This window comes from Nautilia profundicola AmH (assembly GCF_000021725.1).
In the GTDB taxonomy this organism is placed as follows: Bacteria; Campylobacterota; Campylobacteria; order Campylobacterales; family Nautiliaceae; genus Nautilia; species Nautilia profundicola.
The window spans coordinates 362,932-386,323 of sequence record NC_012115.1 but is presented as its reverse complement, the minus strand read 5'-3'; the positions used below and the strand labels follow the sequence as shown (position 1 = coordinate 386,323).

The 23,392-nt window shown below is 32.0% G+C and carries 28 protein-coding genes, 5 tRNA genes, 1 other RNA gene and 2 pseudogenes; 22 read left to right on the top strand and 14 right to left on the bottom strand.

What is annotated here, in order from left to right; all coding sequences use genetic code 11:
• Together NAMH_RS02195 and NAMH_RS02190 are read left to right on the top strand one after the other, a co-directional pair.
• A complete protein-coding gene (locus NAMH_RS02195) occupies window positions 1-279 on the top strand; it encodes a hypothetical protein (protein WP_012663726.1) in 279 nt (92 codons plus the stop codon).
• Window positions 279-1,451, top strand: coding sequence for a methyl-accepting chemotaxis protein (locus tag NAMH_RS02190; protein WP_012663947.1), 1,173 nt, complete (start codon window positions 279-281; stop codon window positions 1,449-1,451). The genes NAMH_RS02195 and NAMH_RS02190 overlap by 1 nt, the downstream gene beginning before the upstream one ends.
• On the opposite strand, the gene NAMH_RS02185 is transcribed toward NAMH_RS02190, so the two are convergent.
• Entirely contained in the window at window positions 1,434-3,602 is a 2,169-nt protein-coding gene (locus NAMH_RS02185) for a PD-(D/E)XK nuclease family protein (RefSeq protein WP_015902384.1), read from the bottom strand. The two genes, NAMH_RS02190 and NAMH_RS02185, sit on opposite strands and share 18 nt — an antisense overlap.
• On the bottom strand, window positions 3,599-4,033 hold the full coding sequence (locus tag NAMH_RS02180) for an outer membrane lipoprotein (RefSeq protein WP_015902217.1): 435 nt from the start codon (window positions 4,031-4,033) through the stop codon (window positions 3,599-3,601). Before NAMH_RS02180 ends, NAMH_RS02185 begins: the two co-directional genes overlap by 4 nt.
• Window positions 4,034-4,185: 152 nt before the next feature.
• Here NAMH_RS02180 and NAMH_RS02175 point away from each other — a divergent pair, with 152 nt between their 5' ends.
• From NAMH_RS02175 to NAMH_RS02095, 17 genes and pseudogenes are all read left to right on the top strand, one after another.
• The gene (locus tag NAMH_RS02175) at window positions 4,186-5,118 is read left to right on the top strand and encodes an AAA family ATPase (RefSeq protein ID WP_041361500.1); all 933 of its coding nucleotides are present in this window, start codon (window positions 4,186-4,188) and stop codon (window positions 5,116-5,118) included.
• On the top strand, window positions 5,115-5,918 hold the full coding sequence (locus NAMH_RS02170) for a DUF58 domain-containing protein (RefSeq protein ID WP_015901929.1): 804 nt from the start codon (window positions 5,115-5,117) through the stop codon (window positions 5,916-5,918). The genes NAMH_RS02175 and NAMH_RS02170 overlap by 4 nt, the downstream gene beginning before the upstream one ends.
• 2 nt (window positions 5,919-5,920) lie before the next feature.
• Entirely contained in the window at window positions 5,921-6,286 is a 366-nt protein-coding gene (locus NAMH_RS02165; RefSeq protein ID WP_015902346.1) for a hypothetical protein, read from the top strand.
• Window positions 6,283-7,149 (top strand): vWA domain-containing protein, encoded by an 867-nt coding sequence (locus NAMH_RS02160; protein WP_012663688.1) that lies wholly within the window; start codon window positions 6,283-6,285, stop codon window positions 7,147-7,149. The genes NAMH_RS02165 and NAMH_RS02160 overlap by 4 nt, the downstream gene beginning before the upstream one ends.
• Window positions 7,137-7,934 carry a vWA domain-containing protein gene (locus tag NAMH_RS02155; protein ID WP_015902184.1) on the top strand — a complete coding sequence of 266 codons (798 nt, stop codon included), beginning with the start codon at window positions 7,137-7,139 and terminating at the stop codon, window positions 7,932-7,934. Before NAMH_RS02160 ends, NAMH_RS02155 begins: the two co-directional genes overlap by 13 nt.
• On the top strand, window positions 7,931-8,671 hold the full coding sequence (locus NAMH_RS02150) for a tetratricopeptide repeat protein (RefSeq protein ID WP_012663523.1): 741 nt from the start codon (window positions 7,931-7,933) through the stop codon (window positions 8,669-8,671). The genes NAMH_RS02155 and NAMH_RS02150 overlap by 4 nt, the downstream gene beginning before the upstream one ends.
• Window positions 8,668-10,086, top strand: a complete 1,419-nt coding sequence (locus tag NAMH_RS02145; protein ID WP_012663898.1) for a BatD family protein — start codon at window positions 8,668-8,670, stop codon at window positions 10,084-10,086. The genes NAMH_RS02150 and NAMH_RS02145 overlap by 4 nt, the downstream gene beginning before the upstream one ends.
• A 92-nt stretch (window positions 10,087-10,178) precedes the next feature.
• Window positions 10,179-10,254 (top strand) — tRNA-Lys (locus NAMH_RS02140).
• Between the two features lie 3 nt (window positions 10,255-10,257).
• Window positions 10,258-10,333: transfer RNA gene (locus NAMH_RS02135), tRNA-Glu, on the top strand.
• Window positions 10,334-10,350: 17 nt separating this feature from the next.
• Window positions 10,351-10,426: transfer RNA gene (locus NAMH_RS02130), tRNA-Val, on the top strand.
• 8 nt (window positions 10,427-10,434) lie between these two features.
• Window positions 10,435-10,511 (top strand) — tRNA-Asp (locus tag NAMH_RS02125).
• A 273-nt stretch (window positions 10,512-10,784) separates the two neighbouring features.
• Window positions 10,785-11,057, top strand: a complete 273-nt coding sequence (locus NAMH_RS02120) for a 4Fe-4S dicluster domain-containing protein (protein WP_015902780.1) — start codon at window positions 10,785-10,787, stop codon at window positions 11,055-11,057.
• 70 nt (window positions 11,058-11,127) lie between these two features.
• Window positions 11,128-11,542 (top strand): annotated as a pseudogene (gene ndk, locus NAMH_RS02115) (nucleoside-diphosphate kinase).
• A complete protein-coding gene (locus NAMH_RS02110; RefSeq protein ID WP_015902636.1) occupies window positions 11,543-11,872 on the top strand; it encodes a DUF177 domain-containing protein in 330 nt (109 codons plus the stop codon).
• 9 nt (window positions 11,873-11,881) lie between these two features.
• Complete coding sequence (gene rpmF / locus NAMH_RS02105) at window positions 11,882-12,031, top strand: 50S ribosomal protein L32 (RefSeq protein WP_015901830.1); 150 nt, start codon at window positions 11,882-11,884, stop codon at window positions 12,029-12,031.
• Window positions 12,031-13,013 (top strand): annotated as a pseudogene (gene plsX / locus NAMH_RS02100) (phosphate acyltransferase PlsX). Before rpmF ends, plsX begins: the two are co-directional and overlap by 1 nt.
• Window positions 13,013-13,978 (top strand): beta-ketoacyl-ACP synthase III, encoded by a 966-nt coding sequence (locus NAMH_RS02095; RefSeq protein ID WP_015902593.1) that lies wholly within the window; start codon window positions 13,013-13,015, stop codon window positions 13,976-13,978. The pseudogene plsX and the gene NAMH_RS02095 overlap by 1 nt, the downstream one beginning before the upstream one ends.
• Here NAMH_RS02095 and NAMH_RS02090 read toward each other — a convergent pair.
• Window positions 13,961-14,773: a diguanylate cyclase domain-containing protein gene (locus NAMH_RS02090; protein ID WP_012663684.1), complete on the bottom strand. Its 813-nt coding sequence runs from the start codon at window positions 14,771-14,773 to the stop codon at window positions 13,961-13,963. The genes NAMH_RS02095 and NAMH_RS02090 overlap by 18 nt on opposite strands.
• A gap of 92 nt (window positions 14,774-14,865) precedes the next feature.
• Here NAMH_RS02090 and rpmI point away from each other — a divergent pair, with 92 nt between their 5' ends.
• Both rpmI and rplT read left to right on the top strand, forming a co-directional pair.
• Entirely contained in the window at window positions 14,866-15,060 is a 195-nt protein-coding gene (gene rpmI / locus NAMH_RS02085) for a 50S ribosomal protein L35 (RefSeq protein ID WP_012663922.1), read from the top strand.
• 92 nt (window positions 15,061-15,152) lie between these two features.
• A complete protein-coding gene (gene rplT / locus NAMH_RS02080; protein WP_015902141.1) occupies window positions 15,153-15,503 on the top strand; it encodes a 50S ribosomal protein L20 in 351 nt (116 codons plus the stop codon).
• Between the two features lie 208 nt (window positions 15,504-15,711).
• Here the strand turns inward: rplT and ffs are convergent.
• The 5 genes from ffs to NAMH_RS02060 all read right to left on the bottom strand — a co-directional run bounded on the left by ffs (window position 15,712) and on the right by NAMH_RS02060 (window position 18,805).
• An RNA gene (gene ffs, locus NAMH_RS09080) (signal recognition particle sRNA small type) lies at window positions 15,712-15,809 on the bottom strand.
• Window positions 15,810-15,829: 20 nt separating this feature from the next.
• On the bottom strand, window positions 15,830-16,726 hold the full coding sequence (locus NAMH_RS02075; protein ID WP_012663716.1) for a hypothetical protein: 897 nt from the start codon (window positions 16,724-16,726) through the stop codon (window positions 15,830-15,832).
• Between the two features lie 74 nt (window positions 16,727-16,800).
• On the bottom strand, window positions 16,801-17,922 hold the full coding sequence (locus NAMH_RS02070) for an OmpA family protein (protein ID WP_015901901.1): 1,122 nt from the start codon (window positions 17,920-17,922) through the stop codon (window positions 16,801-16,803).
• 62 nt (window positions 17,923-17,984) lie between these two features.
• Entirely contained in the window at window positions 17,985-18,599 is a 615-nt protein-coding gene (locus NAMH_RS02065) for a MarC family protein (protein ID WP_015901948.1), read from the bottom strand.
• Window positions 18,600-18,714: 115 nt separating this feature from the next.
• Window positions 18,715-18,805: transfer RNA gene (locus NAMH_RS02060), tRNA-Ser, on the bottom strand.
• A gap of 119 nt (window positions 18,806-18,924) precedes the next feature.
• On the opposite strand from NAMH_RS02060, the gene NAMH_RS02055 reads away from it, so the two are divergent.
• Window positions 18,925-19,326: an arsenate reductase ArsC gene (locus tag NAMH_RS02055; RefSeq protein ID WP_015902477.1), complete on the top strand. Its 402-nt coding sequence runs from the start codon at window positions 18,925-18,927 to the stop codon at window positions 19,324-19,326.
• On the opposite strand, the gene NAMH_RS02050 is transcribed toward NAMH_RS02055, so the two are convergent.
• From NAMH_RS02050 to NAMH_RS02025, 6 genes are all read right to left on the bottom strand, one after another.
• Entirely contained in the window at window positions 19,295-19,660 is a 366-nt protein-coding gene (locus NAMH_RS02050) for a NifB/NifX family molybdenum-iron cluster-binding protein (RefSeq protein ID WP_015901943.1), read from the bottom strand. The genes NAMH_RS02055 and NAMH_RS02050 overlap by 32 nt on opposite strands.
• A complete protein-coding gene (locus NAMH_RS02045; protein ID WP_015901734.1) occupies window positions 19,657-20,043 on the bottom strand; it encodes a NifB/NifX family molybdenum-iron cluster-binding protein in 387 nt (128 codons plus the stop codon). Before NAMH_RS02045 ends, NAMH_RS02050 begins: the two co-directional genes overlap by 4 nt.
• 1 nt (window position 20,044) lies before the next feature.
• Window positions 20,045-20,758, bottom strand: a complete 714-nt coding sequence (locus NAMH_RS02040) for a hypothetical protein (RefSeq protein WP_012663730.1) — start codon at window positions 20,756-20,758, stop codon at window positions 20,045-20,047.
• 9 nt (window positions 20,759-20,767) lie between these two features.
• Entirely contained in the window at window positions 20,768-21,451 is a 684-nt protein-coding gene (locus NAMH_RS02035) for a TIGR00703 family protein (protein ID WP_041361741.1), read from the bottom strand.
• A gap of 106 nt (window positions 21,452-21,557) precedes the next feature.
• Window positions 21,558-22,142 carry a 6-pyruvoyl trahydropterin synthase family protein gene (locus NAMH_RS02030; RefSeq protein ID WP_012663999.1) on the bottom strand — a complete coding sequence of 195 codons (585 nt, stop codon included), beginning with the start codon at window positions 22,140-22,142 and terminating at the stop codon, window positions 21,558-21,560.
• A 537-nt stretch (window positions 22,143-22,679) separates the two neighbouring features.
• The gene (locus NAMH_RS02025) at window positions 22,680-23,381 is read right to left on the bottom strand and encodes a 7-carboxy-7-deazaguanine synthase QueE (protein ID WP_015902460.1); all 702 of its coding nucleotides are present in this window, start codon (window positions 23,379-23,381) and stop codon (window positions 22,680-22,682) included.
• Between the last annotated feature and the right edge of the window lie 11 nt (window positions 23,382-23,392).

Below are 23,392 nucleotides of genomic sequence, written 5' to 3'. Positions count from 1 at the left end.
ATGAATTTGGAAATTGAAGGAAATGTAATCAATATTAATTCTCCGGTTGTAACTATAACCGATGTAGAAAAATTACTTCAAATTTTAAGAAGTAAAGAAACTGAGCCCCAAATAATTTTAAATATAAAATCGTTCTCACTTCCGTCAAGTATTATCGGAGAGCTTTTAAGACTTAATGACAAAGGTGTAGCCGTACTGATTAATGTGTATGACAGCACACTTTTTGAATTGCTCGAAGCGCTTAAATTAACAAATAAATTTAAAATAAGGAAAGTTTAATGCATTCGATCATAAAAGATTTTAATGTCAAATTATTAGGCATAAATATATTAACAAGTTTTATATTATTACTATATACATATTTTACGGCTCCAAATGAATTTTTATCAACTGCTGCAGAACATTTAATTATTGCAATAGTAATACAAACCGCAGCTTATTATCTATTAAAATATTATGTAATTGCTCCAATCGAAGAGTACATTTCAATTTCAAAAGAATTAAGCGAAGGTGACGGGGATTTAACAAAACAAATACAAATAAAACAACAAAATGAAATAAAACTTGCTGCGGATTATATTAATAAATTTATCAATAATGTAAGAGAAGTTATAATTGATATTAAAAAATCAAGCAATATTGTCTCGAAAAACACTAAAGAACTTGAAACAATTATTAAAAACCTTAAAGAAACAATTCATCAAACAGATATTGAAGCCGGAGAAATTTCCAAAATATCTGATACTCTTTCAAAACATTTGGACAAAACCGAGGCTTCAGTTGCATCAACAACAAACACTTTGATTAAAACTGCGGAATTTTTAGAAAGTTTTAGTAACTCTTTAATAGAAACAACAAACGAAATCATTCAAATAAACTCGAAAGAAAAAGAATTAAATGAGCTGCTACACAATCTAAACTCACAAACTGAAGAAATTAAAAATGTTTTAAAAATCATCTCAAGCATAACAGAACAAACTGAACTTTTAGCATTAAACGCAGCAATTGAAGCGGCACGTGCAGGTGAACATGGGAGAGGTTTTGCCGTAGTTGCGGATGAAGTTAGAAAGCTTGCGGAAGAAAGTGCCAATTCACTGGTAAATATAGAAACAATCATTAAAAATATTACCCAAACAATAGATTTAACATCCAATGAAATTAATAAAAATTCCGAAAAAATGAATATATTAGCTTCTCATACAAACAATATTAAAGAACAGCTTGAACAAATTTTAAAAATGAATAAAGACAATATTTCTTTCGCCAAAGACGCTACCAAAAATGTAACTATTATGGCTTTTGAAGCAAAACAGCTTATGACACATACGGAAAAACTTACCGATATATCAACTAAGAATGTCTCTATCGCCAATTCTATTACTAAAATTACACAAATGCTCAAAGACACTTTCGAAAAACTTCAAAAAGAAGTTTCAAGATTCAAAGTGTAAACACGCAAACTTGTATTCACAATATTTACACTTATCTTTCTCTTCCGCTCTTTTTGTAATATATTCAATCGAATCTATTTTTTCTTCAAGTTTTTTAATAGCGGGATCCACTTTTATAAGCTGAGATGTATTTATATCCCAAAAATAAATTTCGGCATCAGGCATCAGGTATTTATAAAACTCGGCTTGAGTTAAATCTTTTAAATAATCTTGTTTTGATGATGTTTTATAATCATATATTTTATTGCCTATAATTCTGTCTGCCCTTGCTTGGAGTAAGAAGTTTTTGTATTTCTTATTCGGCAGAGAAACCTCCGTATAAACTTTATCACTCAGTTCTTCAAAATCCCTGTAGGCAAACTGTTTAATTTTTTCATCCCAGTTTGATTTTATTTCGAAATACTCTTTTTTGGAAACGTTACTGAGTAGTTTTTGCATTATTCGGTTGTAATAATCTTCGGGAGATCTCGGTTTTTGCTTTAAAACTTCCTGCAATACGTTATGCAGCTTACTTCCGAAATACTCTTTTTCATCGTCGTTTTTAATATTCAAAACATATGAAAAATAATATTTCATCGGACACTCAAGCAGTGTTTTTAATTTGGTAGGTGTTAAAATTTCAGGCTTTTCAAATCTTTCATTATATTCGTAAAAGTTTGGTTTTGATATTTTATATACGGCTTCGCTATAGTATTCATCCCTGTTCTCACCGAAGCTTAGCCCCAGTTCATATAAAAACCTGCTCGGTTCCTTTTCCTCGTTTTTAACATACGCAATTTTTACTTTTTTAGCGTTTAGCAAAATATTGTAATAATAGTTTTTTTGCAAAGATTCTTTGTCTTTTCTTGTAGGAAGCAATGCGTTTTTTCTGATTATAGAATTTAAAAAGTAATCTTTATCGCTTACATTCGGAACATACTCGTCGTTAAAATCAACAATAACCGCACCTTCGTATTTCATTCCCCTGCTCTCAAGCACACCCATAACGGTAACTTTTCCACCAGCTACGTCGTCAAACGTCAGATTTTTAAATCTTTCAAGCAGAAAATGGAGTATCTCTTCTTTTGAAAAATTTTTAAGCTCGTTTAACCTTGAGATTTTATATATTTCTTCGTCTAACAGTTTTCTATCTTTCATATTTGAGTTTTTAAGCACGAAGTTTAATATTTCATTAAAGTCGTTAATTTTTTCAAATTCTTTTATTTTTTCTTTTGCTTTTTTAAAAGAAACTTCGTCTTTTTCACTCAGATACTTATAAATAGCCTCAAGCAATATATAAATATCCGATTTGACAAAGCTATCACCCATAGCGAAATTGAGATTATTATGAATATCCAAAACCCTCAAATATTCGCTAAAACTCTCATCCGGCAAAATAACCGCAATATTTTCAGGTTTTATGCCCTCTTGTATCATCTCTTCAATACTCGCAAACACAAAAGAAGCTTCGTTTATCCTGCTGGAAAAATGCTCTGTTTCTATATTTTTCGGAGTATTCAAAGGTTTATATTCAATCACATTGTTTTTATGCAGATCAAACCTGTATTCACCCTCTTTAAAATCACCGAACATTTTTGAAATAAGTGTTTTATTAAAAGGTGTAACCCTAAAATTTATTTCAACCTCAACAGGAATATTCTTTATAATCTCCAAATCAAGCTTGGGCAAATACCCGCTTAAAAATATTTCAACCCTGCTTAAATCTTTAAAAAATTTCTCGTTTATTTCATAATCATCCATTGTGGTTTTATCATACAAACCATCCTTTTGAAGAAGCGATTTATATTCATAATAAAGATTTTTCAAAACTTCCAAGTGCTCTGCATATTCCAGATACGTATCGGCAAGCTCAATATCTTCAATTCTTCTTTTTTCCAAAAATATTTCGTTAAAAAAAGAAAGTACAAACTCGCTGTTTTTAAAAAAATTCAAAAAGTCTTTCTTAAGTCCCAATTTTTCTATATTTATTTTTTCAAGCGCTTTATATAGATAAATCTTTTTTAAATCGTTATCAATCAAAGAAGAGTTTTTAACTATTATACATTTGTCTAAAAATTCCCCTATTGTTGTTAATTTCGGTAAAAACCGGTTATTGTGGTTTTTTACGAATTCTCTGATTTCTCTTTTGGTGCTGAAAACTTTTAAAATCATATTCTCTCAACTCTTATAATTCTGTTGCCGTCTAACACTACTCTCACCCTGTCGCCAGGCTGAATATTCACGCCTTTTACTATAGCTACGATATTTCTTCCGTCATCAAGTCTAATATAAAGTTCCTCTCCATTGGCTTTATCCGCCTGATACCCTACATATGCCCCGGTCAATCCGCCTATAAGAGTCGTTAATACGTTACCCTTTCCGTTACCGAAAAGACTTCCAAGTACCGTACCCGCAACTGCCCCCGTCATAACTCCGCTGCCATCGTCTTTAATAATGACTTTTTTTACACTTTCCACTTTACCGGTTTTATACGTATACATAACATTTACATCACTAAGAGCCACTTCATTTGAATTGTACATTTGAGTACACCCCGTAAAAAGTAATCCTCCAAGTCCGATCGCCAATATAATTTTTCTCATACCATACCTTTTTTATTAGTATTATACATTATTGAATATTAAATAAATTTGAAATATAAATCTCCACCTTTTTACACAATAAAAATATTTTTTTCATTTTTCACTTATTTTTAACCCATTTAATGTATTATAAAATAAAAAAAGAGGTAAATATGCAGGTACTTCAAAATATCAAACAAGAAATATCAAAAGTTATAATAGGCCACGAGCATTTAATAGATTCCATGCTGATTTCATTAATAACGGGCGGCCATTTATTGGTTGAAGGTGTTCCGGGAATTGCGAAAACAAAAAGTGTTTTAACATTGGCAAAAACGATAGGACTTGATTTTAAAAGAGTTCAGTTTACTCCGGATTTGCTTCCGAGCGATATTACGGGAATTGAAATTTACAATCCTAAAACAAATGAATTTGAAATAAAAAAAGGTCCCGTTTTTACAAACCTGCTTTTAGCGGATGAAATCAACAGAGCCCCGGCAAAAGTCCAAAGTGCGCTTTTGGAAGTCATGCAGGAGATGCAGGTTACTATCGCAAACGAAACATTTAAACTGACCCCTCCTTTTTTGGTTATAGCCACACAAAATCCGATTGAACAGGAAGGTACTTATCCTCTTCCCGAAGCACAGCTTGACAGGTTTATTATGAAAATAAACGTAACGTATAACACTTTAGAAGAAGAAATTTTAATAGTAAAAGCGCAAAACTCGCAAGAACCGGAGCAAGTCGCAACGATAGAAGATATTTTAAACCTGCAAAAACAGTTAAACAACATTCATATGGATGAAGAACTTTTAAAATATATCGCCAAAATAACTCACGCAACAAGAGAACCTCAAAAATACGGTGTAGAAACCGCAGAATATATAGAATACGGAGCAAGTCCGAGAGCCACGATAGCCATGTACAACTGCTCCAAAGCATACGCCATGATACAAAATAAAGACTATGTAACCCCGCTTGATATTATAAAAGTGGCAAAAGACGTTTTAAGACACAGAATTATTTTAAATTATAAAGCGGAAATCGACGAAGTAACAGTAGATAAAGTAATCAACGACGTAATCAAGGCGATTGACATACCATGAAAACAAACGCGATAATAATCAAAACAAAAAAAAGAATTTTCGGAAACCTGCTTGGGAGAAACCTGTCCAAATTCAAAGGTAGCGGCCTTGATTTTAAAGAATTCAGGGAATACGTATACGGAGAAGATTCTAAAAAAATCGACTGGAAAGTATCCGCTAAAATAAATAAACCTCTTGTAAAAGAATACGACGAAGAGAGGGAACTTAGAATCATCATTGCCGTTTTAAAAAGCGGAACACTCTATTTCGGAAGCAGAAAACTAAAAACAGAACTGATTGCGGAAATCATCGCCACTTTGGGAATAGCCGCACTTGAAGAAGACAATAAAATAGAATGCCTCTTTCTTGGAAAAAACAAAAAAATTTTCAAACCCACCAAAAACAAAAAAAGCGTATATTCTTTCGTGGAATATACATTAAAAACCGAATATTTAGAAGAGGACTACACACAAAAAGATATCGATTTTTTAAACAGTTTTAAAAAGTCCCTTCTTTTCATAATCGGGGATTTTTTAAAGCCTGTTGAAATTAATACGCTAAAACACGAAACATACATAATAAACGTAAGAGACAGATTTGAAGAAGACCCTAAATTCAAAGGATATACGGAAATAGTCGACCCTGTCAATTTAAATTCCATAAACGTTAATTTTACAAATTCAACCGTTAAAAAATTAAAAAAACATATCAATAAAATAGATAAGGCTCTTATAACACAGTGTAAAAAACATAAAATCCCTTATACAAAAATTTATACCGATGAAGAGCCTATTCATAAACTAATAAAGCTCGTGAGGTAAAGATGGATCTTCTAAAACAACTAAAAGATATAAAACCGAATGCGGAAATTATAGATTATCAGTTTTATATTTTTATTTTTTTAGCGGTTTTGGCTTTTGTTTTGATAATTTATTTAATTTTTAAATTTTTCAAAAACAAAAGACCAAACCCTTATTTAATAAAATTAAAAAACCTTGATTTTTCCGATTCTAAAAAAACGGCCTACGGATTTACCGAATACGCCAAATATTTCCTTAACGACGAAAACAGAAAGTTTTATGAAGAAATAGTAAAAGAGCTTGAAAAATACAAATACAAACCGAAAGTGGATAACTTGGAGAGTGAAACAATCAACAAAATAAAAAAATTTATCGGGGATTTAAAATGAGCTTCGAATATCCTCTGTTTTTAATAATTCCTGTTTTATATTTAATATTAAAATATTTTTTCAGCTCCGAAGATGACAGAATCATTTTTCCAAACGCTCATATTTTTCAAAAATCCAAAAACAGGTTTTCTCTTTTGGAATTTTTTATTATTTTCTTTTTATCCGTAGCTTTAGCATCTCCGGTAAAAAGTAAAATCATCACAAACACCCATAAAAAAGGTTACAATATCGTAATAGACCTTGATACAAGCGGATCTATGGCCGAATTTAACAAAATCGACGCGGCTAAAGCCGTGAGTTTGGATTTCGCCAAAAAAAGAAAAAACGACGCGTTGGGACTTGTCGTTTTCGGGAATATCGCATACATAGCATCGCCCCTTACATTTGATAAAAAAACGTTTGAAGATATATTAAAAAGAATTTACGTATCAATCGCCGGAGGAAAAACCGCCATATACGATGCGCTCTTTTTATCATCAAACCTTTTTAAAAACGCAAACGGTGAAAAAATAATAATTTTACTTACAGACGGAATGGACAATATGAGTATTACACCTCTTGATGTGGTAATAAAAAAACTAAAAAAAGAGCATATAAAGGTTTACTCAATAGCAATCGGTGGAGATGCGGATTTGAGTGTACTTAAAAAAATATCGAAAGAAACAAACGGTAAATTTTATATAGCATCTTCACTTGAGGATTTGAAAAAAATTTACAGCGATATCAATAAACTGACAAAATCCAATATAAAATCAAATATACAGATATTAAACGAATACTATTTTTCCTATCCACTGTTTTTAGCACTGATACTGTTTTTGATATATCTATACCAATATAGGAAAAACATATGGAATTTCTAAATTTATATGCGTTTTTAGCATTTTTGGCAATACCTGTTTTCTTTTTGGTAAAAAGTAAAAACCTTCCTTTTTCAAAAGAAGTGGCAAAAAAAATTGTCCTAAAAGGTAAAATATCCAAAAAAATTAAATTTTATTTATTGATTGCAGGCTATGTTTTATTCGTTTTGGCTCTGGCAAGACCTATTATAAACAACGGATACATTACCATCAAAGCCCCTGTGCAAAATCTTGTAATATCACTGGATATAAGTCTTGAAATGGATAAAAAAGACTTGTACCCGAACAGACTTGAATTCGCCAAAACAAAAATCAAAACACTTCTTAAACTTTTAAACGCACAAAACACGGCTTTGATTTTATTTGATAAAAACTCATACCTGATATCGCCTCCGACCAAAGATTACTCTTCTCTTGCGTATCTTCTTGACCATACAGACGTAAAAGATTTAAAAAGAACGCCCACAAGCGATATCGAAAACATGATAGCGTCTGCTAAAAATTTGGTTAAAAATCCGAAAATCGTTATTTTTACTTCCAATCCGTATATACCTAAAAGTAACAATATTTTCGTATATTTCTGTTCAAAACAGCCTTTAGAGGGTGAAAATATATTTAATGCAAGTTATTCAAACGAAAATCTTAAACAGTTAGCCAAATTGTTAAACGCCAGCAAAAGTAAAGAAATCAAAATCAAAGACAAAACCGAACTTTTCTATTATCCTTTGGCAATGGGTATCCTGATTTTATTTTTTGTGATATTCTTTCCAATTAGGAGAATCAAATGAAAAAACTTTTGATATTTTTATTTGTTGTAAATCTGTTTGCTTTTGATTATTTTACGATTAAAAAAGCGGATGAATTTTATAAAAACAAACAATATCTCCTCGCAGCCGAAGAATATTTGAAACTAAATTCACAAAAAGCCCTTTACAATGCCGCAAACGCATACTATAAAGCCGGAAGATACAAAAAGGCCATCGCTCTTTACAATAAAATTAACAAAAAAGATTTACAATTTCAAAAATATTATAATCTCGGAAACGCTTATGCACTTAGCGGAGAATATATAAAAGCAATCGAATCATATAAAAAAGCGCTTAAAATAAAAAAAGACAAAGATGCCGAATATAACTTAAAAGTTATTGAAAAATTATTGAAAAAGCAAAAAAATAAAAACAAACAAAACAAAAACAACAAACAAAATAAAAAGAACACCAAAAACGGCAATAAAAAACAAAACAACAAAAAACAGAACAAAAAAAATAAACAGCAAAACAACAAACAGAATAACCAAAACAAAAATCAAAACAAGCAAAACAAAAAAACAGATAAAAAACAAAACAACAGCAAAGATGAAAAAGCGAATAAAAACAAAAAACCTTTCAATAAAAAAATAGAAAAAAAAGAATTCGTAAAAACAAAAGAAACAAACACAAGCGATATCAGAATGAAATTTTACGAAAAACAGATAAAATCTCTTAAATTCAATACATTGCTAATACCACTTAAAGGAAACGAATGAAAAAATTATTTTTACTTTTAATACCAATATTTATACTGGCTTTTGTAAATGTACATGTTAATAAAAAAACCGTATATCCGGGTGAAGAAGTTGTTTTTACTATCGAAGCTGCCGGTAACGATATAAAATTCCCTTCCATTAAAGATATTGAAGGATTCCGTGTACAAGGAACCGCAGTAACTCAAAACATTATGATTCTTAACGGAAATATGCAAAAAAGCGTTTCAAAAAGCTATATATTTTTTCCGACAAAAAGTGTAACGATTCCTTCGTTTGATGTAGAAGTTGACGGTAAAACATACAAAACAAAACCCGTAAAAATAACCGTTACAAAACCTAAAGAGAGTAAAAACGGAGATTTTAAACTAAAATTATCGGTAAATAAAACAAAGGTTTACATAGGAGAGCCGGTAATATTCAATATTCAGTTTTTCCAAAAAGAAGGCACATCTCCGCAAAGTATAGAAATACAAAAACCGAACTTTAATGATTTTATTACAAAACAGATTTCAAAAAAAGAATACGCCAAAGACGGATTTAACGTAACACAATATTCTTTTTTACTTATTCCACAAAAAGCCGGAAATTATAAAATAGGACCTATATTGGCGAAAGTGGGATATTTAAGTAAAGAAACACCTTTTAACGATCCGTTTTTTAATCTTGTAACGGCATCGTTAAAGTATACAAACATATTTTCAAACGAAGTCGACATTAATGTATCGGCAATACCTCAAAATAGTGTATATGGAAAATTTAAAGCAAAATTCAGTGCTGATACAACGGAAGTTCAGGCCAACGAACCGGTAAAAATAACGCTTACAATAAAAGGTTGCGGAGACTTTTATGACTTACCGGATTTTAAACTCAACATTCCAAAAGCAACTATATATGAAAATTCCCCGAACATAAAAACTTATATAAAAAACGGCAAACTTTGCGGTACATACACAAAAGAATTCACTGTAGTTTCAAATAATGACATAGTCATATCTCCGATTGAATTTAAAGCATTTGACGGAAAATTATATGATGTAAAAACAAATAAACTTTTTATTACTGTACATAACAAAAACATTAAAAAAAATATCGTTCAAAAAGAAATTAAACAAAAAATAATTTATAAAACTAAAACAAATTATATTATGATGATTCTTATTTTTGTTATAGGAATAATTGTAGGAATATTGTTTACCTATCTAATTAAGCTGAAATTACCCGGAAACGACGATTTGATTAGAAAAATCAAAAAAGCAAACGAAAAAGAACTGTTTAATATTCTGTTGGAATACTCTTATAATCCTGAAATAGAAAAAATCTTAAAAGATTTAGAAGAAAACATTTACAACAACAAACAAAATAAAATTAATAAAAAAGAAATAATTAAAATAATCAAAAGAATAATAAAAAAATAATTTTTCCCATTTTTTGGCCTCTTTTCTCTTGACATGAAATAATTTTTTACCTATAATTTCAGTCCACAACGACAAGTTGTGAAAGAAAAGCTGACCCGTTAGCTCAGTCGGTAGAGCATCTGCCTTTTAAGCAGAGGGCCGTTGGTTCGAATCCAACACGGGTCACCATCTGTCCCCTTCGTCTAGGGGTCTAGGACACCGCCCTTTCACGGCGGCGACAGGGGTTCAAATCCCCTAGGGGACGCCATTAAAGTCTTAGACCATGGTCGCTTAGCTCAGTTGGGAGAGCACCAGCCTTACAAGCTGGGGGTCGCAGGTTCGAGCCCTGCAGCGACCACCATTAAATGTGGAGCCGTAGTTTAGCTGGTTAGAATGCCGGCCTGTCACGCCGGAGGTCGCGGGTTCGAGTCCCGTCGGCTCCGCCATTTAATTTTACACACTTCAGTGTCTGTCACCATTTTCTTGAATTATTAACTTTCCAATCCTTAACACAATAGTATGATTTCTGCCGTACTTTATATCTCTTTTAATATGTTGTTTTTTCATACACAAACTACTGAAACTGTTGTTTTTATGTATATTCGTAACAGGATTTATAAATGATTTTTATAACTTACATAATTACTCCTAATTTAAGCAATGTTTAAGAAATAAATGATATATTTCTAATTACAAATACTAATTAAAAAGGAGCTAGTATGGCAGTAAAAATTACTGATACTTGTATTAACTGTGGGGCATGTCTTGACGAATGTCCAGTAGAAGCAATCGTAGATGATAGCGAAAACCCAACTGGTGAAGAAATTTACTACGTATATCCTGATAAATGTGTTGAATGTGTAGGATATTATGACGAACCTGCATGTGCAGCTGCATGTCCAACTGAGGGATGTATTGTATGGGATGAGTGTAAAGAAGGACAAACTTGTGCAGAAAATAGAGGTGAACCAGGAGAACCTGTAATCGAATAATCCTTTCACCCTCTTCTTTTTTCTTCAAATTTTGATATAATTCCTCTCTAAAAACTCAAGGAGAGAAAATATGGAAAAAACTCTTTCAATTATTAAACCGGATGCTGTAGCTAAAAATGTTATTGGTAAAATTATTGACAGATTCGAAAGCAACGGGCTTAGAATAGCTGCAATGAAAAAAAATTAAATTAACAAAAGAAGATGCAGGTAAGTTTTACGAAGTTCACAAAGAAAGACCATTTTACAATGATTTATGCGAATATATGAGCAGTGGTCCTGTTGTAGTTATGGTTCTTGAAGGTGAAAACGCTGTAGCTAAAAACAGAGAGTTAATGGGAGCTACAAACCCTAAAGAAGCAGCACCTGGTACAATCAGAGCGGATTTTGCAGAAAGTATTGAAGCAAATGCTGTTCACGGAAGTGATTCACTTGAAAATGCAAAAAAAGAAATCGCATTTTTCTTTGCTGAGAGGGAGATTGTATAATTGGAAATTAATAAAAGTTTCCAAGGGCTGGAGTTAAAAGCCAAAAGCAATAAGTTAAAAGACGGTACATTTATTATTGAAGGAAAACTTCAGGGAAATGTTGAAGTTGAGTGTATTAAATGTTTAAAAACGTTTAATAGAGAAGTGAATGAAGATGTTAAATTTAAAATTGTCAAACCGCCTTACAAAGGCTTTGATGAAGAGTATGATATAATCGAAATGGAAAAATTTGATCCGACAGAGCTGTTAAAAAGCGAAGTTGAATCAATAAAAAACGATTATAATATATGTAATGAATGTAAAACTGAAGAATTTAACAAAGAATTTTAAGGAGAAACAATGGCAGTTCCAAAGAGAAGAAACTCTAAAACAAGAGGAGCGAAGAGAAGAACACATTACAAAATCAAACTAAGTTCTGTAATTAAATGTTCAAACTGTGGTGCTTACAAAAGACCTCACAGAGTATGCCCAAGCTGCGGTGAGTATTAATGAGAATAGCAATTGATGCGATGGGTGGGGACTTCGGTCCTGCGCCAATTATTGAAGGTGTTGCAAGAGCACTTGAAAAAAAAGATTTCACACCTTATTTAGTAGGTAAAGAAGAGATAATAAAAGAATTATTACCTAAAAAATACCACTCACGTGTTAGATTTATAAATAGTGACGACGTTATAGGAATGCATGAAAGTGCAACAGAAGCATTAAAAAGAAAAGAATCCACTATTTATAAGTCTATCGAACTTTTAAAATCAGGGGAAGTAGAAGGGGTTGTTTCTGCGGGTCATAGTGGTGCAAGTATGAGCTTAGCTACTCTCAGACTCGGAAGAATCAAAGGTATCAAAAGACCTGCAATCGTTACATTTATGCCTACAATAAAGAAAAAATATTCTCTTGTTCTTGATGTAGGAGCAAATGTTGACTGTGATGCTTATAATTTATATCAATTCGCTTTAATGGGTGAAGTATACGCTAAAGTGGTTTTAAACACTCCAAACCCTAAAATCGGTCTTTTAAGTAACGGTGAAGAAAAAAGTAAAGGTAACTCTGTTACAAAAGAAGCATATACGCTTATGGAAAATTTTGACAACTTTATAGGAAATGTAGAAGGCGGTGATATTTTCAAAGGTGATGTTGATGTTATCGTAACAGACGGTTTTATAGGTAATATTGTACTGAAAACCAGTGAAGGTGTAGCAGACACCATCGGAAAACTATTAAAGAAGAAATAAGAAATTCAGGTATATTACAAAAAATAGGCGCTCTTCTTTTAAAACCTGTATTCAAAGGTCTTAAAAAAGCAACTGATTATGCTGAGTACGGAGGTGCTCCGTTACTCGGAGTAAACGGATGTGTTATAATTAGTCACGGAAAAAGTAACTCAAAAGCAATAAAAAATGCAATATTTCAAGCCATGAAATATATCGAGAATGATGTTACTAATAAAATACAAGAGTCATTAAAGGTTCATTAATGTTTGCTAAATTCACAAGTATAGGTGCATATGTCCCTGAAAAAATTTTAACAAACAAAGATTTGGAAAAAATAGTAGATACAAACGATGAATGGATTACAAAAAGAACAGGTATCAAAACAAGACATATTGCTGAAGAAGAAGTAACAAGTGATCTTGCATATAAAGCTGCTCTTGACGCACTTAAAAATGCAGATATGAAACCTGAAGATATTGATATGATCATAGTTGCGACTATTACTCCCGATTATTTCACTATGCCTTCAACCGCCTGCGTAGTAGCTGAAAAACTTGGTATCGTAAGGCCGGCTGTTGATATCAGTGCGGCATGTACAGGATTTATATATGCTCTTGCACATGCTAAAGCTTTTATAGAAAGCGGTATGTATAAAAACGTACTTATTATAGGGGCCGAGACACTCAGCAAAATTGTAAACTGGAAAGATAGAACAACATGCGTATTATTCGGTGACGGTGCAGGCGCTGCTATTATTAGTGCAACCGATAACAAAGAAGAAGCTATTATTGATATAGATATAAATGCTGACGGAAAATTTCAAGACTTTTTAATCACTCCTGGAAGAGGTGTTAAACTTGGATGCGATACCGACAGAATTTGGCTTGAAATGAAAGGTAACGAAACATTTAAAGTAGCGGTTAAAACACTTTCACAATCAGTCAGAGATATATTAAACAGAAACAATATGACAAGTGATGATATTGACTGGTTTATTCCTCATCAGGCAAACTACAGGATCATAGACGCTGTTGCAAGAGCAATTAAAATGCCTGAAGAAAAATCTGTGTTAACTGTTCATAAATACGGAAACACATCTTCGGCTTCTATTCCGATGGCAATAAATGATATGTATAAAGTAGGTAAACTAAAAAAAGGCGATATTATGCTTCTCGACGCATTTGGCGGAGGCTTTACCTGGGGAAGTGCTTTAGTCCCTTTCAATTAATTTTTTTTCACAGCTTTCAATAGCCGTTAATACATTGTCTTCAAGTTCAGGCACATGTGAAAAAGCAATTTCAAAAGAAACTTTTATTCCTTCATAATCGGTATTTTCTAATTTTTCTCTTATTCTTCTAACTATTTTATCAGTAATTTCTAAATTATTAAACGTTAAAATTTTAAACCTATAGCCCATACGAAATACAAAATCAATTTCTCTGACACACTCTTTAATTGCATCGGCATAAGTTTTAATTATTTCATTTATTTTTTCCGCTCCATAAAATCCTTCAAGAATATTCATATTTTTAAGTTCGACAAAAATTATGCCCAAAGGTTTATTAAATTCATTATATTCTTCTAACAAAACATCAAAATATTTTTGATTAAAAAGCCCTGTTAACGGATCTTTTATTACAATATCGGCTATTTTTAAACTTAATGTTTTAAAAGAAATTTCTCCTAACAACTCCTCATTTTCATTAACTATTGGTATATGTTTTAATTTATGACTTCTCATAAAATAATATGCATCCAAAATATTTGTTTTTATAGATAACTTTTTAAGCTGTTTCGGGTTTTTATTAATATATTCTTCTATACTCATTGAGAGTAAATTTTTCATAAATATCTCTAACATATCTGTACTTGTAAAAATATATATAGGCTTTTTATTCCTTACGACATAAAATGTTGATGAATCACACTTATACATATAAGCAATCAAATCCGCAAGAGTTTTTTCTTTTAAATCTTCTATATCTTTGTAACAAACCTTTTCAAGATAATTTTTAAGCGTCATTTTTTTGCCTTTATACATTTTGCAATATTTTATTGTAGCATAGTTTTAAACTTTATGCTATAATTTCATCTCAATTCGTAAAAGGAGAAGCTATGCCTAAAATGAAAACAAACAGAGGGGCAGCTAAAAGATTCAAAGTTAAAAAAAGTGGTAAAATTAAAAGAGGTGCGGCATACAGAAGCCATATCCTAACTAAAAAATCACAAAAAAGAAAAAGAAACTTAAGAGCCCCTAAATACGTAGATAGCACAAACATCAAAGCAGTAAGAGAACTACTGGCTATCTAATTTAAGTGAAGAAGCGGCAAAGTAGGCAAAAAGCCTCACGCTATTGTAGCGTCAAGTTGCAAAGTTGCACGCCAAATTGACAAGGAGATAAAATGAGAGTAAAAACAGGAACAGTTAGAAGAAAAAGACATAAAAAAATATTAAAAATGGCAAAAGGCTTCTACAGTGGTAGAAGAAAACACTTTAGAAAAGCTAAAGAACAAGTTGAAAGAAGTTTAGTATACGCTTTTAGAGACAGAAAACAGAAAAAAAGAGATTTCAGAAAATTATGGATTATTAGAATTAATGCGGCTTGTAGATTAAACGATATCAGTTATTCAAGATTTATCAATGGTCTTAAAAAAGCAAATATTGATTTAGATAGAAAAATTCTTGCTGATTTAGCAATGAATGAACCTGAAGTTTTCGCACAAATCGTAGAAAAAGCAAAAGCGGCTTTATAATCCCATATTTTCCCTTTTTGGGGATTATTATAAATCAAATAATATAGTGCCTGTCACCATATAAATTGGGTTGGATTTATTTCTTAGAATTTTTATGTTTAAGCGATTTTTAAACATATTTCATTATTGTTATATAATATTTGTTCCAAGTAAAAAAATTCCGAAATAGTGGAGCAAAAGGTGACAGACACTTTATTAGAGATCTTCAAGGTCCCCAGACACCTGCGGCACAGGATGATAAGAGGTGCTCTGCTCCCTTCCGGGCCTGAAGCGTTGCCTCTTACCACCCTTGCACAGGGCTGAGGATGCGAAATTATATCAAAAATTCATTCTTTTTCCAATAAATCAATCTTTTTTTCCATAATATAATGATATACACTCAGCAAGCCCAAAGCCGGTGCAAAAAGATTTACTAATGGAATAAAATTTAAAAAAACACTTATAATCGAAAAACCCCATATAAATTTATTATTGATAGTTATTTTTTCACCTATTATAGAAAAAACAGTTTCAAATAAAGCATTTTTAATAATAAAAGCCCATAATCCAACAATAATAAAAATATTTAAAAAAGGTACAAATAACAATGGATATAAAATCACAAGAGCAATTAAAAATAAAACAAAATCTCTTAAAAGTATATATAAAATTTTTATTTTAGAAAAATTACTTGAAATTTCAATAAAAGGATATTCTTCTTCTATTAATTTTAAAATCACTTTTTCGCTTAATAACAAAAAGCTAAGATACATACTTACAATATAAAAAGAATAAAATATAAAAACCGCCAACACAGTAGAAACAGCCTCTTCTATACTTTCAAAAGGAAATATTTTAATTAATTTTTCTAAATACCCTAATATCTCTTCTTTATAATACATAAAAATAACCAACCAAAAAATTGCAAATAAAAAAGCAACGACTATAGAAAAAATCTTCTTAGATAAAAAATTATTAAATAATGTAAAAAAAACACCAATAGAGATCAATACGGCCTGTAGCCATAAAATCATAAAAATAAACTCAGCCCCGGCATTTTGAACAAACTTAAACGGTAATAAATTAATCATAAAATTAGTAAAATTTATCATATAATCCCATAAAAACATTCCAAGAACCATCCATACAACAGCCCAAAATATACCGTTTATTAAAGATAGTCTACTGATTTCTTTTTTAGTTAGATCTTTAAAAGATTCAATTATCGAATATAAAAACTCCATTTTAAACCTTTTTATAAATTAATTATGTATTATTATAACTCTTTTAAATTAAAAAATTAGATAAAAAAAGAAGATTAGAAGTAGATTTTTGCCACTACTCTTCTGTTTTGAGCTTTTCCGTCAGGAGTATCGTTTGAAGCTACGGGATTTGCTTCTCCATACCCTTTATATGATAATCGATCTTTACTTATCCCTTGCTTAATAAGTACTTCGTATACTGCTTTAGCTCTTCTTTCCGATAGTTTTTGATTATATTCTGCAGAACCTTTAGAATCAGTATACCCCTGAATTTCAGCTTTATATGCAGGATTTTGTTTTAAAAACTCAGCAAATTCTTCTATTTTTTTCATAAACTGAGGTTTTATATCAGCACTATCATTATCAAATGTAATACCAAAATCATATGTCATAGCACATCCGTGCTCATCAACTACAACACCCTTAGGGGTATTTGAACATTTATCTAAATAATTTGGTACGCCGTCTTGGTCATCATCAAGAGGACATCCGTTTACATCGACACTGACACCTGCCAGAGTATTCGGACATTTGTCAAGACTATCATATACACCGTCTTTATCACTATCAAATTGACAACCGTTTTTGTCAACTTTCACCCCCATAGGAGTGTTCGGACATTTATCCATAGCATCAATAATTCCGTCATTATCACTATCAAGCACTTTTTCTACATTTTTTTGCACAATCTTTTTTTCAGCACCAAAATTATAAGCAATTCCAAATAAAACACCATAGTGGTTATCATTATTACCAAAATCCCTTAATCCTCTAAACTCTGCAAATGCATTAAATTTTTCATTAATATCATATTTGACTCCCACCCCTAAATCTGCGACTATATTATCATCGTAATTTCCGCTTATCCATTGATATCCAGCACCAATAAATGCATATGGGGTTAATTTACTGTTTTCAATTGAAAAATAATGTTCCACATTTAACAATACTCTGGTTAAATTTTCTTTGTTGTCTAAAATTTTTTCACTTCTTTCAAGTTCAATCCTTAAAATATGATTTTTTGGTAAATATTTTCCTATTCTTAAATTCAAAAAATTATAATTTTCTATCTGAGAATTATCAACATAATTTCTCCCCACCCCTATTCCTGCTTCGTATTGATTTGCAGCAATCAAAGATGCAACTGCAAATGATAATCCTATAAAAACCTTTTTCATTCATTCTCCTTTTTATTTATGCGGTAACAGCGCATTCTTTAATATTATAACATACTTCAAATTCATGAATACCAAAGAGCTTTTATCCCTCCTATTAAAAATAAAAACGATATGGCACCTATAATAAGACCCATTATCCTGGTGACGATTTTTAGACCGTTAATTCCCAAATATTTAGAAATAATTGCTCCGTTTCGTAATGTAAGATATGTTAAGAAAGAAGATAGCATAATCGCAATTAACAGAACTATTTTTCCTTTAAAAGTAGTATGTTTTTCACTTAAGACAATGATTGTAGTTATTACACCCGGACCGAATAAAATCGGAATTGCCAAAGGAATAATAGCAACGTCATCTTTTTCTTCAGCTGCGTTATGTTCATCTTTAGTCGTATTTGTAGGTGCAATTTCTTTACCTTGTATCATATTAAGTGCAATTATAAGCAATACAACTCCACCGATAGCTTTAATAGACGGTATATTGATTCCAAAAAATTTAAGTATCATACCGCCTGCAACCATTGTTACCACAGAAGCAATGAACACCGCAAAAGACGTCTTTAATGAAACAGTTTTTATTTCAGAATATCTAACTAATGAAAGCATTATGGCAGCTGCAGCAATCGGATTTAAAATAGTAAGTAAAGATATAGTATCAAACAAAATTTCTCTGAACATTACCTGCCTTTTTTTATATAACTATAACATATAATTTTTTTATAAAAACACAGTGTGAGAAGAATGAGACAAATATACTTTATTGGTGACAGACACTAAAATAAAGGAATTTAAATGGCGGAGAGGGCGGGATTCGAACCCGCGGTACCCGGATTGGGTACAACGCCTTAGCAGGGCGCCGGTTTCAGCCACTCACCCACCTCTCCATATGAGTGGACTGAAATTATACCAAATTTATTTTATATTTCAAGAAAAAAAACATATTCCACTGTGAATTTTTCATAATTTTTTATATTATTCTTTTAAAACTGTCTGAAGGATAATTATGAAAAAAGTTTTAATATTATGCACAGGAAACAGCTGCCGTTCAATCATGGCAGAAGGGCTTATAAACAAATACTTTCCAAGTATTAAAGCCTATAGTGCTGGAAGCAAACCAAGCGGCAGGGTTAATCCGAATGCAAAAAAAGTATTAATTGAAGAAAACGCATGGAAAGATAAATATCATTCAAAAACGATTGAAGAAGTTTTGAATGAGGCTCCTTTTGATCTGGCAGTCACGGTATGTGACAATGCCGCAAAAGAATGCCCTATAATTCCGGGAACCAAAACTATACATATTCCCTTTGTTGATCCGGACGGTAAAAAATACGAAGAGTTTGTAAAAACAAAAGAAGAGATTAAAGACAGACTCTTTAGTGCACTCCGCACGCATTTTCAGGTCTGATCTCTTCAATTTCGCCTTTTATAAACTTATCAATTGCTTCTTCCACAGTTGGAGATACATTATCAAAATATACTTTAATACCAACCTGTTTAAACCCTTCAAGAGGTCTACCTCCAATTCCTGCAACAATCAAAGCATCTGTACCGAGACTTTGTATATTGCTAACCGCATTACCGCACGCACCTCCGGCGTGTCCTGGGTTTTGTACGGCATTTACTTCTTTAACTTCTCCGTCTTCAATATCCACAACAATATAAAAAGGAGCTTTTCCGAAATGCGCACCCCTTTTAGCCAAAAGCCCATCAGGTGTCGAAGTTGGAATTACCACTCTCATTTGAGCTGCTCCTTGATTTTTTCAAGCACTTCAGGTGCCGTCTCACCATCTTTTTTACTTACTTTTATAATTTTCACACCAGCCATTTCAAGTGCGTCTTTCATATTTGGTCCCACCGCTCTTACCACGATGTAATCACAGTCGTCAACTTTGCTGGCTTTAACGTGCTTATGATGATGTTCAACCTCATCCGCAGTATGATCTTCCTGATGATCATGCCCGTGTTCATGCTCATGCTCTCCCGCATGAGTGTTTTCGTTAAATCCTAAAAGTTTAAACTCATTTCCGTCAAATTCATATATTGCAAAATACGGAGCCCTCCCCGTTCTTGTTACTATTACCAAATTTTCACCCTCAACAGGTACCGCTACTTTTATACTCATATTAATCCTTTATTTCTCCCCATCCGAGGAATTCATTTGTACGCGGTAAATATAGCACATCTTTTGGTCTTATGTCAATATCAAGCTCTTTAATCAGATATTCTCTCACTTCCTTAATTCTCCAGAAAAAGAGCAAATCCCCTTTATAAGGCGTATTCGTCCAGTGCCCTACCCTGATTGGGATTTCCCATTCGTTTGCGATACTGTTTTGAATCTCTACAATCAAATCTTCAAATTCGCTGCCTTTAAGCTCTTTGTGTTCATATTCAGCAAGTGCCCTTGCGTATGATTTACAAGCCGTTTTAATTTTTTCAATATTTTCGCTTTTTAGATGCACATCTTCAAGCACACCTTTGAATATTTCCATTTTAAAGCTCTCAGTAAACTCTTTTTTTTCAAGATCGAAAACCTTAACAAGTTCTTTTGAAATATTCTCTTTAGGCAAATAAATCTTTTCAGGAATTTCAATTCCCTCTAAAACAGGGTATTTTTTAAATACTATTTTTTTAATTTCCTTGCTTATTTCTTTTATTTTAGGCTTATCTGTCAAGTATTTTTTAACAAGATTTTCAATTTCTTTGTCTTTTTTAATGTAATAAAAAAGAGCAGCACTCTCAAGTGCTTCAAGTATTGCGTTTCTCGGTAAAAACTTACCGTTATCGTCTTCTAAAAATCCGTTTTTTTCAAAAGACGTACCGCTCCAGAATATTAGCATACCGACTCCTTATTTGAATTCAGCCAGGGCTTTGTCTATTTTTTCACTGATTTTCTCATCAAATAATGCAATTGTCGGAACCATCCATTCCATCCAGTATCTCGCATCACCGCTTTTATTCTCACCGAAATACGCAAGAGCAACCCTTCCGAACCCCATCTCTTTTTCAATTTTCTTAGCATCTCTTAAAAATCTTCTCGGTACCGGAGGCAGTTCTTCAAACGGAAGCGGTTTACCTTCATCCCCGTGCTTTTTAACAAGACTTGCAGCACTTCCGATATTTCTGATAGCTTCAATGATATGAACGAATTTGTGTTTTTTCAAAAACGCAATTAAAAGCTCTCCTGCCGGTACATGAAGTACAGGCGTATCAATATCGTCTTCTCTTAAATATACGTATAAATATGCCCTACCTTCAATCATTTCAATTTTTGCAAACATTTTTTTGTTTTTAGGAAGTTCTTTTAACACTTCAATTACTTCATGTTCTACATCGTTTTCGGTATATTTATCCCCCGCCTGTTTTTCAGACGCGGCGAAATATGTCTCAACTCCGTCTTTTTTTCCAAACACCAAATCAAATCCCCATTTTTTAAGCGATTTTATCTTAAATTCTCTTTCTTTTTCTGGTTGTCCCAATGTTTCAAATACCAATGTGTTTAATAATTGGCTCATTCTAAGTTCAGTAATCAATTTAATCTCCTTTAGTTTTTTATAATTATAATACTTTAGTCGTTTTCTGTCAAGTTTAGACATAAAACACCTTATTGATGATTTAAAAAACAAAAGGGTGTTTTGATTAAATTTCTTTTGGAGGAGTAAGTTTTTCTTCTCTTAAAAGTTTATCCCATAACCTCGAGTCGTTCCATTCTTCTTTTATTCTGTCACTAAAAACAATATCTTCAAGTTTTATTTCACCCATTCCTTTAAAATTATACGCATCTTCCCTGAAACATTCGGCATATCCCGTATCTGTTTCATGTACCACAATTGAATGAAGTTTAACTTCCTTTTCGCCGTTATTAAACTCCATTAAATTTAAAACCCTGTCAATCATTATAAAAAACACCCTGCTAAACTGCTCGGCAGACGGGTTTACAGGCAGTACAATCCATCTTTCGCTAAATTTCTTGGCATATTCAATATATTCGTCATCATCTTTAGCCCAAAGTGTAATCGCATGGTCAAAACTGTCGATAAGATCTTTTATCGTAACCTTCATAAGCCCGAAATCATATACCATTTCTCCGTTATCGAGATAATTTGAGCTGAGTTTTACTTCTACTTTGTAACTGTGCCCGTGAATTGAACGGCTACATCTTCTGCTTGTACAGTTTCTGACAATATGTGCGTTTTCAAATTTGAAAAGTTTTCTAATAATCACACAATTCCTTTTTTCTCTTTTATATCATAATTTTACCAAATTGCGAATATTTGCAACATTAATTAAAAACAGTAATATTATATATAGTGTCTGGTACTCTTTTCATTAGATCTTTTCTTCCCATACTTTATTTTCCATTTTCCATCTTTATATTTTCCATTTCCTCCTCTCTTCCTTTCCTAACCATCTCTTTTCCTTATCTCCCTTCATCTTTCCCTCCTCTCCACACTCTTATTTGGTGCCTGACACTATTGATTATTGATTTATTGACGACTAATGTTAATCTAATGTAATGCAATAATGTCTGATTCAAACATTAACTAATCTATATTGATTATATAACGGTGTTTGTCACCATCTAAATGTGGTTGGCGATAATAAAACATTGATTTTAAATTGCATAAATTGAATAAATCAATCTCAATCTTCCTTTTATTTTTTTTTTACTTCGTTATTTCCAACCCAAAAAATCTATTCTTAAAATCTTTAATTTTCCATTGTTCCCTTCTCTTATCTCCTCTTATCATTGAAATTTATTTATACACCCTTTTTTTTGCCAAAGAGCCTTATATGTATTCTGTCGCTGTAACAGTATCCGTGTTTTAGGCAGAAACCGAACACAAAAGGCGCATTTTTTTCAAGCTCTTCCTTGTCGGCACCAAGCGGCATACAGTAAACCGGTGCATTTATACCCGCTGTAATATCTTTTATTTCGTTATTCAAATCTTTATCAATCACAAATTTAAAAAAACTTTTCGGAGCGTTTTTAACATATGATTTAATTACATGTTTTTTAACTCTTTTACCATATTCTTCTGCGCTGTTTGAAAGTTTTACACTCATTGCAAAAGCCACATCTTTATATGCCGGATATTTTTCAAAATCTATATCAACCGTAGTATTCGTCTCAACCGTAATCTGTCCCTCAAACCACACAACCAAAGGATACAGCTGTTTATAAAACAATGTAGGTTCTCCTCCGGTTATTACAAGGTGTGTATCTTTTCTTATATATTTGGAAACTTCCGATTTTATCTCTTCCACACTCATAAGTTTCCATTCGCTTTTGTACGATTTATCAACGGCGTAGTAACTGTCACACCCTTTTTCTCCAAATCCGGGACACTTGAGGTTACATCCCCCGACTCTTACGAATACACTCGGATGCCCTGCGTATTTACCTTCTCCCTGAATGGAATAGAATATTTCACTTACGGGTATTAATTTTTCACTTTTCATTTTTCACTTTT

Coding starts and splice junctions, on each gene's coding strand:
- NAMH_RS02195 (WP_012663726.1), top strand. CDS start 1: ATGAATTTGGAAATTGAAGGAAATGTAATCAATATTAATTCTCCGGTT.
- NAMH_RS02190 (WP_012663947.1), top strand. CDS start 279: ATGCATTCGATCATAAAAGATTTTAATGTCAAATTATTAGGCATAAAT.
- NAMH_RS02185 (WP_015902384.1), bottom strand. CDS start 3,602: ATGATTTTAAAAGTTTTCAGCACCAAAAGAGAAATCAGAGAATTCGTA.
- NAMH_RS02180 (WP_015902217.1), bottom strand. CDS start 4,033: ATGAGAAAAATTATATTGGCGATCGGACTTGGAGGATTACTTTTTACG.
- NAMH_RS02175 (WP_041361500.1), top strand. CDS start 4,186: ATGCAGGTACTTCAAAATATCAAACAAGAAATATCAAAAGTTATAATA.
- NAMH_RS02170 (WP_015901929.1), top strand. CDS start 5,115: ATGAAAACAAACGCGATAATAATCAAAACAAAAAAAAGAATTTTCGGA.
- NAMH_RS02165 (WP_015902346.1), top strand. CDS start 5,921: ATGGATCTTCTAAAACAACTAAAAGATATAAAACCGAATGCGGAAATT.
- NAMH_RS02160 (WP_012663688.1), top strand. CDS start 6,283: ATGAGCTTCGAATATCCTCTGTTTTTAATAATTCCTGTTTTATATTTA.
- NAMH_RS02155 (WP_015902184.1), top strand. CDS start 7,137: ATGGAATTTCTAAATTTATATGCGTTTTTAGCATTTTTGGCAATACCT.
- NAMH_RS02150 (WP_012663523.1), top strand. CDS start 7,931: ATGAAAAAACTTTTGATATTTTTATTTGTTGTAAATCTGTTTGCTTTT.
- NAMH_RS02145 (WP_012663898.1), top strand. CDS start 8,668: ATGAAAAAATTATTTTTACTTTTAATACCAATATTTATACTGGCTTTT.
- NAMH_RS02120 (WP_015902780.1), top strand. CDS start 10,785: ATGGCAGTAAAAATTACTGATACTTGTATTAACTGTGGGGCATGTCTT.
- rpmF (WP_015901830.1), top strand. CDS start 11,882: ATGGCAGTTCCAAAGAGAAGAAACTCTAAAACAAGAGGAGCGAAGAGA.
- NAMH_RS02095 (WP_015902593.1), top strand. CDS start 13,013: ATGTTTGCTAAATTCACAAGTATAGGTGCATATGTCCCTGAAAAAATT.
- NAMH_RS02090 (WP_012663684.1), bottom strand. CDS start 14,773: ATGACGCTTAAAAATTATCTTGAAAAGGTTTGTTACAAAGATATAGAA.
- rpmI (WP_012663922.1), top strand. CDS start 14,866: ATGCCTAAAATGAAAACAAACAGAGGGGCAGCTAAAAGATTCAAAGTT.
- rplT (WP_015902141.1), top strand. CDS start 15,153: ATGAGAGTAAAAACAGGAACAGTTAGAAGAAAAAGACATAAAAAAATA.
- NAMH_RS02075 (WP_012663716.1), bottom strand. CDS start 16,726: ATGGAGTTTTTATATTCGATAATTGAATCTTTTAAAGATCTAACTAAA.
- NAMH_RS02070 (WP_015901901.1), bottom strand. CDS start 17,922: ATGAAAAAGGTTTTTATAGGATTATCATTTGCAGTTGCATCTTTGATT.
- NAMH_RS02065 (WP_015901948.1), bottom strand. CDS start 18,599: ATGTTCAGAGAAATTTTGTTTGATACTATATCTTTACTTACTATTTTA.
- NAMH_RS02055 (WP_015902477.1), top strand. CDS start 18,925: ATGAAAAAAGTTTTAATATTATGCACAGGAAACAGCTGCCGTTCAATC.
- NAMH_RS02050 (WP_015901943.1), bottom strand. CDS start 19,660: ATGAGAGTGGTAATTCCAACTTCGACACCTGATGGGCTTTTGGCTAAA.
- NAMH_RS02045 (WP_015901734.1), bottom strand. CDS start 20,043: ATGAGTATAAAAGTAGCGGTACCTGTTGAGGGTGAAAATTTGGTAATA.
- NAMH_RS02040 (WP_012663730.1), bottom strand. CDS start 20,758: ATGCTAATATTCTGGAGCGGTACGTCTTTTGAAAAAAACGGATTTTTA.
- NAMH_RS02025 (WP_015902460.1), bottom strand. CDS start 23,381: ATGAAAAGTGAAAAATTAATACCCGTAAGTGAAATATTCTATTCCATT.